Source organism: Brachybacterium phenoliresistens, from assembly GCF_039530785.1.
GTDB classification, from domain to species: domain Bacteria; phylum Actinomycetota; class Actinomycetes; order Actinomycetales; family Dermabacteraceae; genus Brachybacterium; species Brachybacterium phenoliresistens.
Genome location: NZ_BAAAOW010000005.1, coordinates 137880 through 150936, shown reverse-complemented (window position 1 = coordinate 150936; position 13057 = coordinate 137880). Strand labels below are relative to the sequence as shown.

At 73.0% G+C, this 13057-nt stretch carries 10 protein-coding genes and 1 pseudogene; 8 read left to right on the top strand and 3 right to left on the bottom strand.

Going from position 1 to position 13057, the window contains the following annotated elements:
- Positions 1-143 precede the first annotated feature (143 nt).
- The 6 genes and pseudogenes from ABD234_RS12430 (at position 144) to ABD234_RS12405 (ending at position 6739) form a co-directional block, all read left to right on the top strand.
- The gene (locus tag ABD234_RS12430) at positions 144-1214 is read left to right on the top strand and encodes a LacI family DNA-binding transcriptional regulator (protein ID WP_344356614.1); all 1071 of its coding nucleotides are present in this window, start codon (positions 144-146) and stop codon (positions 1212-1214) included.
- A gap of 89 nt (positions 1215-1303) precedes the next feature.
- Positions 1304-2650 (top strand): extracellular solute-binding protein, encoded by a 1347-nt coding sequence (locus ABD234_RS12425; RefSeq protein WP_344356611.1) that lies wholly within the window; start codon positions 1304-1306, stop codon positions 2648-2650.
- A 4-nt stretch (positions 2651-2654) separates the two neighbouring features.
- Entirely contained in the window at positions 2655-3590 is a 936-nt protein-coding gene (locus tag ABD234_RS12420; RefSeq protein ID WP_344356609.1) for a carbohydrate ABC transporter permease, read from the top strand.
- Positions 3587-4495 (top strand): carbohydrate ABC transporter permease, encoded by a 909-nt coding sequence (locus tag ABD234_RS12415; protein WP_344356606.1) that lies wholly within the window; start codon positions 3587-3589, stop codon positions 4493-4495. Before ABD234_RS12420 ends, ABD234_RS12415 begins: the two co-directional genes overlap by 4 nt.
- Positions 4492-5733, top strand: a pseudogene (locus ABD234_RS12410) (beta-galactosidase); the annotation flags it as partial. The gene ABD234_RS12415 and the pseudogene ABD234_RS12410, both read left to right, overlap by 4 nt.
- Positions 5734-5932: 199 nt before the next feature.
- On the top strand, positions 5933-6739 hold the full coding sequence (locus ABD234_RS12405) for a beta-galactosidase trimerization domain-containing protein (protein WP_344356603.1): 807 nt from the start codon (positions 5933-5935) through the stop codon (positions 6737-6739).
- A 106-nt stretch (positions 6740-6845) separates the two neighbouring features.
- Here ABD234_RS12405 and ABD234_RS12400 read toward each other — a convergent pair whose 3' ends face one another.
- Positions 6846-7448, bottom strand: coding sequence for a nucleoside deaminase (locus ABD234_RS12400; RefSeq protein ID WP_051486531.1), 603 nt, complete (start codon positions 7446-7448; stop codon positions 6846-6848).
- Positions 7449-7581: 133 nt separating this feature from the next.
- On the opposite strand from ABD234_RS12400, the gene ABD234_RS12395 reads away from it, so the two are divergent.
- Positions 7582-8322 carry a hypothetical protein gene (locus ABD234_RS12395; RefSeq protein ID WP_344356599.1) on the top strand — a complete coding sequence of 247 codons (741 nt, stop codon included), beginning with the start codon at positions 7582-7584 and terminating at the stop codon, positions 8320-8322.
- Here ABD234_RS12395 and ABD234_RS12390 read toward each other — a convergent pair.
- Together ABD234_RS12390 and ABD234_RS12385 are read right to left on the bottom strand one after the other, a co-directional pair.
- A complete protein-coding gene (locus ABD234_RS12390) occupies positions 8306-9721 on the bottom strand; it encodes a DUF3100 domain-containing protein (protein ID WP_344356596.1) in 1416 nt (471 codons plus the stop codon). The genes ABD234_RS12395 and ABD234_RS12390 overlap by 17 nt on opposite strands.
- Positions 9718-11115 (bottom strand): M20/M25/M40 family metallo-hydrolase, encoded by a 1398-nt coding sequence (locus ABD234_RS12385; RefSeq protein ID WP_344356593.1) that lies wholly within the window; start codon positions 11113-11115, stop codon positions 9718-9720. The genes ABD234_RS12390 and ABD234_RS12385 overlap by 4 nt, the downstream gene beginning before the upstream one ends.
- A gap of 189 nt (positions 11116-11304) precedes the next feature.
- On the opposite strand from ABD234_RS12385, the gene ABD234_RS12380 reads away from it, so the two are divergent.
- On the top strand, positions 11305-13029 hold the full coding sequence (locus ABD234_RS12380) for an ABC1 kinase family protein (protein WP_344356590.1): 1725 nt from the start codon (positions 11305-11307) through the stop codon (positions 13027-13029).
- Positions 13030-13057: the final 28 nt, after the last annotated feature.

The window sequence follows — 13057 nt, the reverse complement described above, 5'->3', positions numbered from 1 at the left end:
CTCGGGCCCCTGACCTGGTCGTGAGTGCAGCCACCGGCCGCGGGACAGCGGCGACGAGGCGGGCTGCGGCCACCCGTTGACTACGTAGTCAGTCAGTCGTATGCTCGCTCCGTCACGCCGACCCGCAGAGAGGGGGAGTCGCCTTGTCCGAGCCGCACACGCACCACGTGCACGATCCGTCGGATCCGTCCGATGCGCCGCGTCGCCCCGTCTCGATGGTGGACGTCGCCCGGCGGGCCGGGGTCTCCCAGAAGACCGTCTCGCGAGTCGTCAACGGCGAGCCGCATGTGCGCGAGGAGCTGCGCGACCGCATCCACGAGGCGATCCGGGAGCTGGGCTATCGACCCAACGCCGCGGCGCGCTCGCTGGTCACGCGCCGCACCCGGCGCATCGGCGTGGTCGCCTTCGGGGCCGCGCTGTACGGTCCCAGCTCCGTGATCGCCGCGATCGAATCGGTCGCCCGCGCCGACGGCTACGCGCTGAGCATCCTGCGCACCGAGACCCTCGACCGCCATGAGGTCCAGGGCGCGGTGGACGCGCTGCTGGACCAGGGGGTCGAAGGGATCGTGCTGTCCGAGCCGCTGTACCTCGGAGGTGCGGCGCTGCAGGTTCCCGAGGACGTCGCGGTGCTGACCATCGGCTCCCAGGGACTGAGCGACCGCGAGGACGAGCTGGTGGTCGGGGCCGATGAGTTCAGCGCGGCGCTGCTGGCGACGGGGCACCTGCTGGCCCTCGGGCATGCGAGCGTGCACCACATCGCCGGGCCCGACGCCTGGGTCTCGAGCCGCCTGCGGCGCGATGGCTGGAGGTCCGCGCTCGAGGGCGAGGGTCTCGAGGTGCCGGAGGTGGCGCGGGGGGACTGGTCCCCGCGCAGCGGCTTCACGGCGATGCAGACCCTGCTGCGCGAGGCCGCGCCGACGGCGGTCTTCGTCGCCAACGACCAGATGGCCATCGGCGCGATCGCGGCGATCGAGCAGGCCGGGATGCGCGTCCCGCAGGACGTGAGCATCGTCGGCTTCGACGATCTCGACGTGGCCGAGTACCTGTCCACCCCGCTGACCACCATGCGCCAGGAGTTCGGGGTCTTCGCCCGCCTGGGCATGGCCCGGCTGATCCGGACCATCGACGGCACCCCGCCCGCCGAGGTCCGCCAGCTCGTCCCCGCCTCGCTCGTGACCCGGGCGACGACGGGGAGGCCCCCGCACGCCCCGTAGCCCCCGGACGCAGGGCGCCGGCCGTCGTGCCCCTCCGTCCTGCACCCGTCCATGCCCACGATTGACAACGTAGTCAGGAGTGCCTGTCCATGCCCACCATCCCTCCGCGCCCGCCGATCCCGCGGCGAGCACTGCTGCGATCGGCGGCCGCTCTCACCGCCGGCGCCGGTATCGCCGCGGCCCTCGGGTCCTGCGGCTCCGCCGCACCGCCGCCGCTCGAGAGCGGCGAGGTGCCCCTGTCGCTGTGGACCCACGACGACGGGTACATCGCCTTCTTCACCGAGGCTGTCGCCGTCGCCGAGGCCGCCTCCGACTTCACCTACGACCTCGCCATCACCAAGACCGCCGCCGCCGACCTCGTCACCAAGCTGATCGCCCAGGCCGTGGCCGGCACCGGCACGCCCGATGTCGCGGGCCTGGAGATCGGGGCCTTCTCCCGCATGCTGCGCGGGGAGATCGCCCCTGAGCTCCTGGTGGACCTCACCCCCGACATCGAGCCCTACCGCGAGGACCTCATCACCGCGCGGCTGGCCCCGTTCAGCAAGGACGGCGCCCTCTACGCCCTGGACTCCGACACCCCGGTCACCGTGCTCTACCATCGGGCCGACGAGTTCGAGCGGCTGGGCATCGACCCGGAGTTCGGCACCTGGGAGGAGCTCGCCCGCATCGGGACCGATCTCGCCGCACGCGAGGAGAAGTCCCTCGGCGCCGTCGCCGTCAACGACCCCGGCGGCACCGTGCAGAGCTTCCACATCCACCTCCTCCAGCGCGGCGGCGACCTCTTCGACGCCGACGGCGCGCCCACCCTGCGCACCCCCGAGGCGGAGGAGACCCTCGACTTCCTCGTCCAGGGCGTGCAGACCGGCTTCCTCGCGACCGTGGCCGACATGTACGGGCCCAGCGTCCAGTCGGGCCTGAAGAGCGGGAAGATCCTCGCGGTCAACATGCCTTCCTGGTACTCGAGCTACGGCATCCAGCCGAACGTCCCCGAGCAGGCGGGGCAGTGGCGCGTGGCGCCCGTCCCGCGCTTCGCCGGCGGCGGGCACGCGGCCGGCGTCGGCGGCGGCACGGGCTTCGCGGCGCTGCGCGACAAGGCCGCGACCGATGCCGCCCGCACCCTGGTCGTCTCCGGCTATCTGGACCCGGCGCAGCAGGTCAAGCGCTACCAGGACATGGGCTACCTGCCCACCCTGCGCTCCGTCTACGACGACCCGCAGCTGCTGGGCCTGGAGAGCGAGTACTTCGGCGGACAGAGGCTCTTCGAGGTGTTCCGCCAGGTCATCGACGACGTCCCCGAGTACCACCAGAGCCCGGACAGCTCGATCATGACCACGGTGCTGTCCGGCCACATCCTGCGGGCCTTCCGCGGCGACGTCTCCGCCGCGCAGGCGCTCGCCGATGCCGACCACGATTTCCGCGGACAGGCGAAGGGCTGAACCCATGACCACCATCGACACCCGCCCCCGACCGGCGCAGGCCCCGCAGGACCGCGCACGTCGCGCCCGCAGCCTGAACGGGGGAGCGGCGCCCTACGCCTTCATCGCCCCGTTCTACGTCCTGTACGTGCTGTTCATGATCGTGCCCATCGGCGCGGCCGTGTATCTCAGCCTCACGCAGTGGGTGGGTCTGGGCACGCCCGAGCTCATCGGCCTGCGCAACTACGCGAACCTCCTGACCGACACCAGCTTCCACACGGCGCTGGCGAACTCGCTGGTCTACACGCTCATCGCGGTCCTCGTGGTGGTGCCCTGCGCCCTGCTGGTCGCCCAGGCGCTGAACAGCCGCGGCCTGCGCTTCCGCGACCTGTTCCGGGTGGCGTACTTCGTGCCGATGGTGCTCTCGCCCATCGTCATCGCCCTCATCTACTCGCTCATGTTCGACCGCGACTACGGGCTCATCAACGCGAGCCTCCATGCGCTGTTCGGGCTGCCGGCCGTGGACTGGCTGGGCGACCCGACCATCGCCAAGGGCGCCATCGGCTTCGTGCTGCTGTGGAGGACCGTCGGCTACCTGACGATCTTCTTCCTGGCCGCGCTGCAGAACGTGCCGCGCGAGCAGTACGAGGCGGCGGCCCTGGACGGGGCTGGGCGGTGGAGGACCTTCCTCGCCGTGACCGTCCCCGGGATCCAGCCCATCTCCGCCTTCGTCATCGTCACCTCGTTCATCGGCGCGGCGCAGCTGTTCGACGAGCCCTACCTGCTGACCAAGGGCGGACCGGGCGAGGCGACGATCTCGGTGGCCATGTTCATCTACCGCGCCGCCTTCGAGCGCCAGCAGTTCGGCTACGCGGCCGCCGCCGGCGTCGTCCTGTTCGCCATCGTCTTCGCCGTCAGCCAGGGGCTGAACCGCATCCTCGGGATCGGGAGGGACTCATGAGCACCACCGCCACCACCCCCGCACGCACCACCGTCCCCGACGGGCCCGCCCGCCGCCGGTCCGAGCGGACCGGGGCCGCGCCATCGGCCCTGGCCCGGCGCGGGCTGCTGTACGCCACGCTGATCGCCCTGCTGGTCGTCTTCATCGCCCCGCTGCTGTGGGCGCTCAGCGGCTCGTTCAAGCAGCGCGGCGACATCTTCGCCACCCCGCCCAGCCTGATCCCGAACCCGGCGACCCTCGAGAACTACCGGAACCTGCTGACCACGCAGCCGTTCTGGAACTGGTTCGCGATCAGCATCGGCACTGCGGCCATCGCGACGGTCGTCTCCGTGTTCGTGTGCGCCATGGCCGGCTACGGCTTCGCGAAGTTCCGGTTCCGCGGGAAGCGGATCCTCTTCGCGGTGATGTTCTCGAGCCTCTCGGTGCCCTTCGCGGTGATCCTCATCCCGCTGTTCATCCTCGTCGTCAAGAGCGGGCTGGCGAACCCGTGGTTCGCGCTGATCGTCCCCTGGGTGGCGCCCGCGTTCGGGATCTTCATGATGCAGCAGTTCATCGTCCAGGCCATCCCGGACGAGCTCATCGAATCCGCCCGCATCGACGGCAGCAGCGAGTTCGGCACCTTCCGCCGGGTGGTCCTGCCCCTGCTGCGGCCCTCCCTCGGGGCGCTCGCCGTGTGGAGCTTCCTGCAGAGCTACAACAGCTTCCTGTGGCCGCTGGTGATCATCTCCGATTCCACGCAGTACACCCTGCCGCTGGGCCTGAACGTCCTGTACGCCTCCGAGAACCGCAGCTACGACCTGGTGCTCGCCGGCGCCGTGCTCGCCTCGATCCCGACCATCCTCGTCTTCGTCCTCCTGCGCAAGCAGCTGCTCGAGGGCCTCGTCGCCGGGGCGGTGAAGGGATGAGTCCCGCTCCTGCGCTCGGCGTCCCCCAACGGGATTCGAACCCGTGTCGCCCCGATCCCGGCCGCCCCGCCGCGGCAACCTCCGCCACCTCCGGAAAGGCTCCCATGTCCTCCGCTCCGCACGACTCCGCCCTCCGCGACCGCGTCCTCTTCGGCGCCGCGTACTACCACGAGTACCAGCCCAGCCCCCGCCTCGAGGAGGACATGCGCCTCATGCAGGAGGCCGGCTTCTCGGTGATCCGCGTGGGGGAGTCCGTCTGGTCCACGTGGGAGCCGCGCGACGGGGTCTTCGACCTCGAATGGCTCGCCCCCGTCCTGGACGCCGCGCACGAGCACGGGATCCAGGTCATCCTCGGCACCCCCACCTATGCGGCGCCGATGTGGCTGGTGCGCCAGGTGCCCGAGATCAACGTCGAGCGCAGCACCGGGCAGCGCATCGGCTGGGGAGCACGGCAGGAGATCAACTACGCCCACCCCGCCTTCCTCTTCCACGCCGAACGGGTGATCCGGAAGATCGTCGGCCGCTACGCCCAGCACCCCGCCGTCATCGGCTACCAGGTCGACAACGAGCCCGGGAACGAGGTCTTCGCCAACGACCAGGTGTTCCAGAGGTTCGTCGACCATCTGCGCGAGCGCTACGGCAGCGTCGAGGATCTCAACCGCGAATGGGGCCTGACGTACTGGTCCCACCGGCTGTCGGACTGGGCGGACCTGTGGCGGCCCGACCTCAACGTCCAGCCGCAGTACACGCTGGCCTGGCGCCGCTTCCAGGCCGACCTCACCACCGCCTTCATCGGCTGGCAGGCCGATGTGGTCCGGGAGTACGCCCGCGAGGACCAGTTCGTCACCACCTGCATCTCCTACGACCGGCCGACGCTGGACGAGCAGGCGGTGGGCCGTTCCCTCGACATCACCTCCGGGAACCCCTACTACCGCATGCAGGACGCCCTCGCGCTGCCCAGCACCGCGGAGCAGGGCCAGTCCTGGACCACCTCCGGGGTGTGGTCCCTGATCACCCACGCCGACCGCATGTACGGGACCAAGCAGGCGCCGTTCCTGGTCACCGAGACGAACGCCCAGGCCATCGGCATGACCTGGACCAACGAGCCGGCTTTCGACGGGCAGTGGCGCCAGGCCGCCTGGGCGCTCATCTCGCGCGGCGCCGCGATGATCGAGTACTGGCACTGGCACACCCTGCATGCCGGGGCGGAGACCTACTGGGGCGGCATCCTCCCGCACAGCCAGGAGCCCGGGCGGGTGTACCGCGAGCTCGCCGCCCTCGGCGCGGAGCTGCGGACGGCAGGACCGGCGGTCACCGGGCTGACCCCGCACGCCGACGTCGCTCTGCTCTTCGACAACGCCAGCAAGTGGTCGCTGCACCCACTACCCGGCGCTGTCCTCGGCCGAGGGCGAGCCGGACCATCGCAGCTTCCAGACCGTGTACGAGGCCTACTCCCGCGGCGCCTTCGAGGCGGGCCTGCAGTCGAACGCCGTGCACATCGCCCAGCTGCGCGAGCAGGCACCGGCAGAGTTCGCCCGGCGCCGCCCCGTGCTGGTGGCGGCCGCCTTCACGATCGCCTCCGACGAGGACCTCATCTGGTTGCGCGAGTACGCCGAGGCCGGCGGGCACCTCGTGCTCGGCATCCGCACCGGGTACGAGGACGAGGAGGCCCGGGCCCGGCTCGAGCGCAAGCCCGCCCACCTCGGCGAGGCGGCCGGCATCTGGTACGACGAGTTCAGCAACCTGCGCGCACCCCTGCCGCTGCTCCCCGGGGCCGATGCCGCGGCCGAGGGCCTCGACCTCCCGGACGGCGCGACCGCACGCCTCTGGGCCGATGGCCTCCAGCTCGCGGACGGCGACGGCGCGGCGCGCGTCCTGATCGGCTACGACCACCCTCACTTCGGCCGCTGGCCTGCGGTGACGACCCGCCTCGTCGGAGAGGGGCGCATCACCCATGTCGGCACGGTGCCCGATGCGCCGCTGGCGTCGGCCCTGCTGGACTGGGCCGTCGAGGTCGGCTCGGGAGTCCGCTCGTGGGCGCCGACCACCGCCTCGCAGACGATCTCGAGCTCCACCAACCGCGCCGGTGAACGGATCCACGTGATCCACAACTGGTCCTGGGACCCGAGCTCCCTCGCCCTGCCCGGCGCGGCGCGGGATGTGGTCTCCGGCGACCGCCTCGACGAGGGAGCCTCCCTCGAGCTCGGCTCCTGGGACGTGAGGATCCTCGTCGAGGAGGGCTGATCGCTCCCGGCCCGGCTCGCAGGTCCGGAGGATGCGCGCTTCCCGGGGGAGGAAGCGCGCAGGAGCCCGTTCTCAGGTGCTGAGCGCGCCGCCGTCAGCGGCGCGGTCAGTACAGGGTGCTGCTGCCCGCGTCGACGCGGGCGCGGTAGTCCTCCAGCACGGCGAGGGCCTCGGTCTCGCAGCGGCCCGTGGTCACGGCGATGCCGCGGCCCTCGAGCTGCTCGCGCCAGTCGGCCGGGACGGGGCCCTCGTCGAAGCCGGTGATCCGCTCGACATCGGCCCCGAGGGCGGCGATGTCCACGGCGCGCACGCCGGACCAGATCACCGCGCCCAGGCACATGGCGCACGGCTGGGCGCTGATGACCAGGACGAGCCCCTCCGTGCCGTGCGCGCCCAGGTCATGGGTGCCCAGCCGGGCCTGGGCGAGGCTCAGGGTGACGACCTCCGCGTGCGCGGCCGAGAGCCCGGAACCGGTCACGAGGTTCGTGCCCACGGAGACGACCCGCCCGGTCGCGCGGTCCAGGACCATCGCGGCGAACGGGCCGCCGGTGCCCTCCTCGACGCTGCGGGCCGCCAGATGCAGCACGAAGCGCATCCGCTCCTGCGCATCGGGGACGCGCGGCGGCATCGCGGCGATCTCCTCGCGCAGCCAGACGGGCAGCTCGACGCCGAAGGCGTCGGGATGGGGCGGGAGGGCATCGGTGGTCATGGCAACCCCTGGGACGTCGGTCGGCTCGGGCCCGCATCCGGCGGCGGCCCGGCTCCGAACGTAGCACCGCGTGCAAGGATGTCGGCACCCTCGCCCCGCCGCGCGTCGCGGCCCGACCTCCCCGAGGTGAACGATGTCCTCCTCCGCCGACCTCCTCTCCCTGCTCGCCGTCGTCGTCATCGGCGCCGTCGGAGGCGTGCCCATGGGGGTGCTGCTCGCCGCCGGGATCCTCGCCGCCGCCCCGGGCAGGGGCCGGTTCGTGCTGGCGGCGGCCGCGGCCGTGATGCTGCCGACCGTGCTGCTCGTGATCGCCCTCGCCCTCGGGGCCGCGCGGCCGATGCCCGCCGTGCAGGATGCCGTGATGGCGCTCGCCCTGCTCGGCCTGGTGCTGTGCACCCTGTGCTCCCTGGTCGCGGCGGTGCTCCTGCTGGCCCGGCGCGCCGGGACGACGGCGGCGACGGTCGCCGGGGCCGCCGCGGCGGTGCTCAGCGGGGCCCACGTCCTCGAGCAGGGCCCCGCCTTCGCGGGCCTCGCACCGCTGGGCGCAGGGGGCGTCGGCGCGACGCTCGGCGTGCTGCTGGGCACGGGCGCGACGGTCGTCGTCCTGCTCGCGGTGGCGGCAGGGCTGGCGTCCCTCGGCCGGGCGCGTCCCCGGGCGGCCGGGGCGGTCGCCGTCGCGGCGATCCTCACCGGCGCCGCCGTGCTCCTCCAGGTGCTGGTGTACGCCCTGCACCGGCTCGTGCATCTGCCGCTGATCCCGATGGCGGCGATCCTCGCCGTCGCGGTCCTGGGGCTGGGCCTCGGGGCGATCCTGGCCGCGGCCGGCGCCCTCCCGGCGACGCCGCACCGCGAGCAGGTCAGCCCGAGACGCTGAGGCCGAACTGCGCCAGCAGCGCGGAGCCGACGTAGGTGCCGATGAACACGAACACGGCGGTGATCGCGACCTTCCATGACGTCCGCGAGAGGTCCACCAGGCGGTCGGCGACGCTGACGCCGGCGAAGGCGAGGATCGGCGTGGTCAGCGACAGGAAGTCGACCGCGCCGATGGCGTCGACGAAGCCGCCCCAGGCCAGGCAGCCGGCCAGCGAGGTCAGCGACACCCAGCCCAGCACGGGGAAGTCCCGCAGGACCGGCACCCGGGACAGGGTCATCAGGTCCCCGATGACGATGCCGATCATCGCGAACAGCCACAGCGTCGCGAGGCCCCCGAGGGTCAGGGCGGTCAGCGGCGTGGACTCGGGGTTCACCCACAGCTTCATCTGCTGGGTGAACAGCACCAGCGCCACCGACAGCAGCAGCACGGCGGCGAAGGTCGCGTAGCGCCGCGCGGCGAACAGGGTGGCCGCGCTCGCCGGCGCCGCCTCGGCCGCAGGGGAGGCCGATGCGGTCGAGGGCGCGGCGGGGATCGCGCCGCCGGCGGGCAGGCGGTCCTTCCCGCGCATGAGCAGGTTGTACAGGAAGCGCTGCAGCGGCACGGCGAGGAAGACCATCGTGTAGGTGCCGATGAAGCTGGTCAGCAGCTGGCTCGCCGCGGCGTAGGAGACGATCGTGTCCTGCAGGTCCGGCGTCTGCGCGGCGAGGGTCGAGGAGGCCGCCGTCATCATCGAGGCCGAGCCCATGCCGGAGGCGATCGCGAGCGCCCGCACGTCCAGCCCGAACCCGAGCAGCACCGGCGCGAAGAAGGAGAAGAACAGCGCGCCGAACAGGGTGCCCATGAGGTACATCGACAGCACGCCGCGCCCCGGATCGGAGTTCAGCGAGTACTTCTCGGAGATGTAGGCGAGCTCGCCCTCGCGGCCCAGGCCCAGCGTGGAGCCGATGGCGTGACGGCGCAGCCCCAGCAGCAGGGCGATCGGCAGGCCCAGCAGGACGGTGCCCAGGTTGCCGAGCTCCTGCAGCAGGAACACCCAGCCGATGGAGACGATCTCGCCGAGCCGCGGGGCGACGTCGGCGCCGTAGCGGGCCATCAGCGGCAGCATGATGATGATCAGGAACGCGCCGGAGAAGCCGACGTTGCGCCGCGAGTAGATGCGTCGCAGGATGCCCTTCCGCCACACCGGGATGCCCAGGATCATCGTGATCAGCACGGCGAACACGAGCGGCAGGATCGTGATGGTGATCGAGTCCGTGATCGGCACCGGGCGGATGCCGATGGCCTCGGCGATCACGATGGTGACCAGCACCAGGCCGATCAGCAGGCCCATGTCGAGCAGGGCGCCGCCGCGCGAGGGCGCGACGGCCGCCGGGGCGGGGGATGCGGGGTGCGAGGTCATCGGCCCTCCGAGGGCGAGGTGGGGACAGGGGCGCCGGGCGCGGCGGGGGAGGGGGCGTCGCCGGCCGCGGCGGCCGGGGCGGCTCCCTCGGGCACGGGGGCGATCGCGGCGATCGTCTCGACGTACTCGGCGTAGGTGCGGCGCGGCAGCGGCTCGGGCAGGTGGGAGCCGAGGCGCAGCAGGGCGGCGACCAGCAGCCGCGGCACGGCGATGAGCACGTGCTCGGGATCGACCATCCGGAAGTCGCGGCCGTGGATGGTGCCGTCGAAGCCGCCGTAGGACAGCTGCACCGTCGGCATCATGAAGGACAGGTCGCCGGCGTCGCCCGCGGCGGCGATCGCCCCGCGGTCCTCGATCAGCCGGGTGATCGTCGGATCCTCCGCGAAGGCCTCGCGGAACGCGCCCGACATGGTGCGGTCCTGGACGAAGGGCAGGTACCCCATCTCCGTGCGCACGTGCGCGGTGCCGCCGAGCGCGGCGGCGCAGCCGTGCGCGGCGCGGTCCACGCGGGAGGCGACCTCGCCCAGGTAGTCGAGGTCGATGGAGCGCACGTCGGTGCCCACCACCGCCCGGTGGGGGACGACGTTCGTGGTCATCTCCGTGGAGGGGATCACCGGGTTCATGCGCACCAGCACGTCCTCGCGCAGCTGCTGGCGGCCCAGCCCCAGCGCGGTCGTGAACAGGGTGGCCATGGCGTAGGCGTTGGTGCCGCTGAACGGGTCCAAGCCGGCGTGGGAGGCGACGCCCTCGAACTCGACGGTCTTGTACAGGAAGCCGGCGAGGTCGCAGTCGATCTCGATCGTCGGCTCCTCCTGCAGGCCGCCGATGGCGTGCAGGCACACCGCGGCGTCCACGTCGTCGAAGACGCCCAGCATCATCGCCTCCGGCTTGCCGCCGAACCAGGTGATGGTGCCGTCCTCGCGCAGTTCCGCGCGGCGGGCGAGGTCGACGAACTCCTCGGCGGGCACGAAGACGAAGGTCAGGTCGACATCGGCCTGCTTCCAGGCCCCCGTGGCGACCAGGTGCGCGAAGGCCGCCAGGGCGATCCCGACCTGGGTGTGGTGGCCGCAGGCGTGCACGGCGCCGGTCGTCGGGTCCGCGTCGGGGTGGGCGGGGGAGATGACCGCGTCGAGCTCGGCGACCACCGCGATGCGGCGGCGCGGCGCGGCCGCGGGATCGCCGCCGGGCACGGCCGGGCTCGCGCCGGCGGCCGAAGGCAGGGCGACCTTCAGGCCGGTGGTGGAGAAGCGCTCGACGCGCAGGCCGTCGCCGTGGCGGTGCAGGAACTCCTCGACCGCGCGGGAGGTGCGCTCCTCGCGGTAGCCGAGCTCGGGATGGTCCCACAGGCCGTCGACCAGGGCGCGGACCTCGGGGTAGATGCTCTCGAAGGACATGGTGGGGCGGAGTCTCCAGGGTGGCGGGGGAGGCCGGGGTGCGGCCGGGAGCCACTGTAAATCGGTCAACCGGTCTCGGGCACGGGCGTCCCGCTCCGTGGCGGCCCCCGCCCGGGGTGCGGGGCAGGGCCGGCGCCCCCGGGCCGCCGCGTCCCGGCCCCGGCGCGGCCCGGTCACTACTGTGGGGCCATGGTGGTCGAGCGCGGCGAACGGTACAGGCAGATCGCCGAGGTCCTGGTGGGCTTCGGCTGGAGCGCGGTGGCCGACGCCCTCGGCATCGGCCGGCAGGTCCCCTCCTTCGCCGCGATCGTGCGCCGGCATCGGCACGAGCACGGGCGCGGCGCATCGGCCCCGCAGCCCGGGGGCGAGGCGCCCTCGGCCCCGGTGCGGCTGCGGCTGGCCCTCGAGGCGCTGGGCCCCACCTTCATCAAGCTCGGGCAGATGCTCGCCACCCGCGAGGACATCCTGCCGCCCGCCTACGCGCGCGAGCTCGGGGCGCTGCAGGACGGCGCCGCGGCGGTCCCCTTCTCCGACATCCGCGCGGTGCTGCGGGCCGAGCTCGGCGCCGATGCCGAGCACCTGTTCGCCCATCTCGAGCAGACGCCGCTCGCCTCGGCGTCCATCGGCCAGGCGCATGCGGCGCGGCTGGCCGACGGCCGGGAGGTCGTGGTCAAGGTCCGCAAGCCGGGCGTCTCCTCGCAGGTCGAGGCCGATCTCGCGATCCTGCGGGACCTCACCGAGATCGCCGCGCGGGAATGGGACCTGGCCGAGCGCTACGGGCTGCCGGCCCTGGTCGCCTCCTTCGACCGGGCCATGCGCCGCGAGCTGGACTATCGCATCGAGGCCGAGAGCGCCCGCGCCTTCGCCCGCAACCTCGCCGACGACCCCCTGGTGCGGATCCCCGCCGTGATCGACGAGCTGTCCACCGCGCGCGTGCTCACCGAGGAGCGGGCCACGGGGATGCGCATCGACGACACGGCCGCCCTGGACGCGGCGGGCCTGGACCGGCGCGCCCTCGCGCAGGGGGCCACGCGCACGGTGATCCGCATGGTGCTGGCCGACGGCCTCTTCCACGCGGACCCGCACCCCGGCAACATGTTCGTGCAGCCGGACGGCAGGCTGTGGCTGATCGACTTCGGCATGGTCGGCGAGCTGGACGAGGACACCCGCGGCGAGCTGCTGTGGCTGCTGCTGGCGCTGGGCCGCCACGACGCCGACGCGGTCATGAGCCGCCTGCTGCACCTGGCCCCGCCGCGCGGCACGGTGGACCGGCGGCGGCTGCGCGCCGACGTCCGGTCGCTGATGGAGACCGTCAGCGGGAACCTCGCCGAGATGTCGATGGTCGACTTCTTCGCGCAGCTCACCGGCATGCTGCGCCGCCACGCCCTGCAGCTGCCCGGCGAGGTCGCGACCCTGCTGCGGATGCTGGTGCTCACCGAGTCCACCGCCACGGTGCTGGATCCCCGGTTCCGCCTGGGCGCGGTGCTCGAGGAGGTCGGCTACGGGGCGCTGTTCGAGCAGTGGGGCGTGCACGCGCTGTCCCGGCGGCTGACGGGCGCCGGGCTGCGGGCGGCGCACCTCGCGGCGGACCTCCCCGAGCGGGGCGAGCTGCTGCTGGAGGACTTCGAGGCCCACGGCCTGCGGGTGCGGCTGGACGCGCAGGATCTCGAGCCGCTGGTCGAGCGGGTCGAGGTGGTCAGCGACCGGGTGATCGCCGGGATCACCATGAGCGGTCTGCTGGTGGCCCTCGGCAGCGTCGTCGCCACCGGCGCCGGCCCCGCGGGCCGATGGCGCGACCCGATCATGCTCGCCGCCGGAGGGGCGACCAGCCTGCTGGGGGCGTACCTGATGGCCGGGGCGGGGCCGGCCCGCGGGGCGCGGCGGGCGGTGCGGCGCGCGGTGCGACGCCCCTGAGCCCGGGGACGCTGGCCCCTGGGGGCGG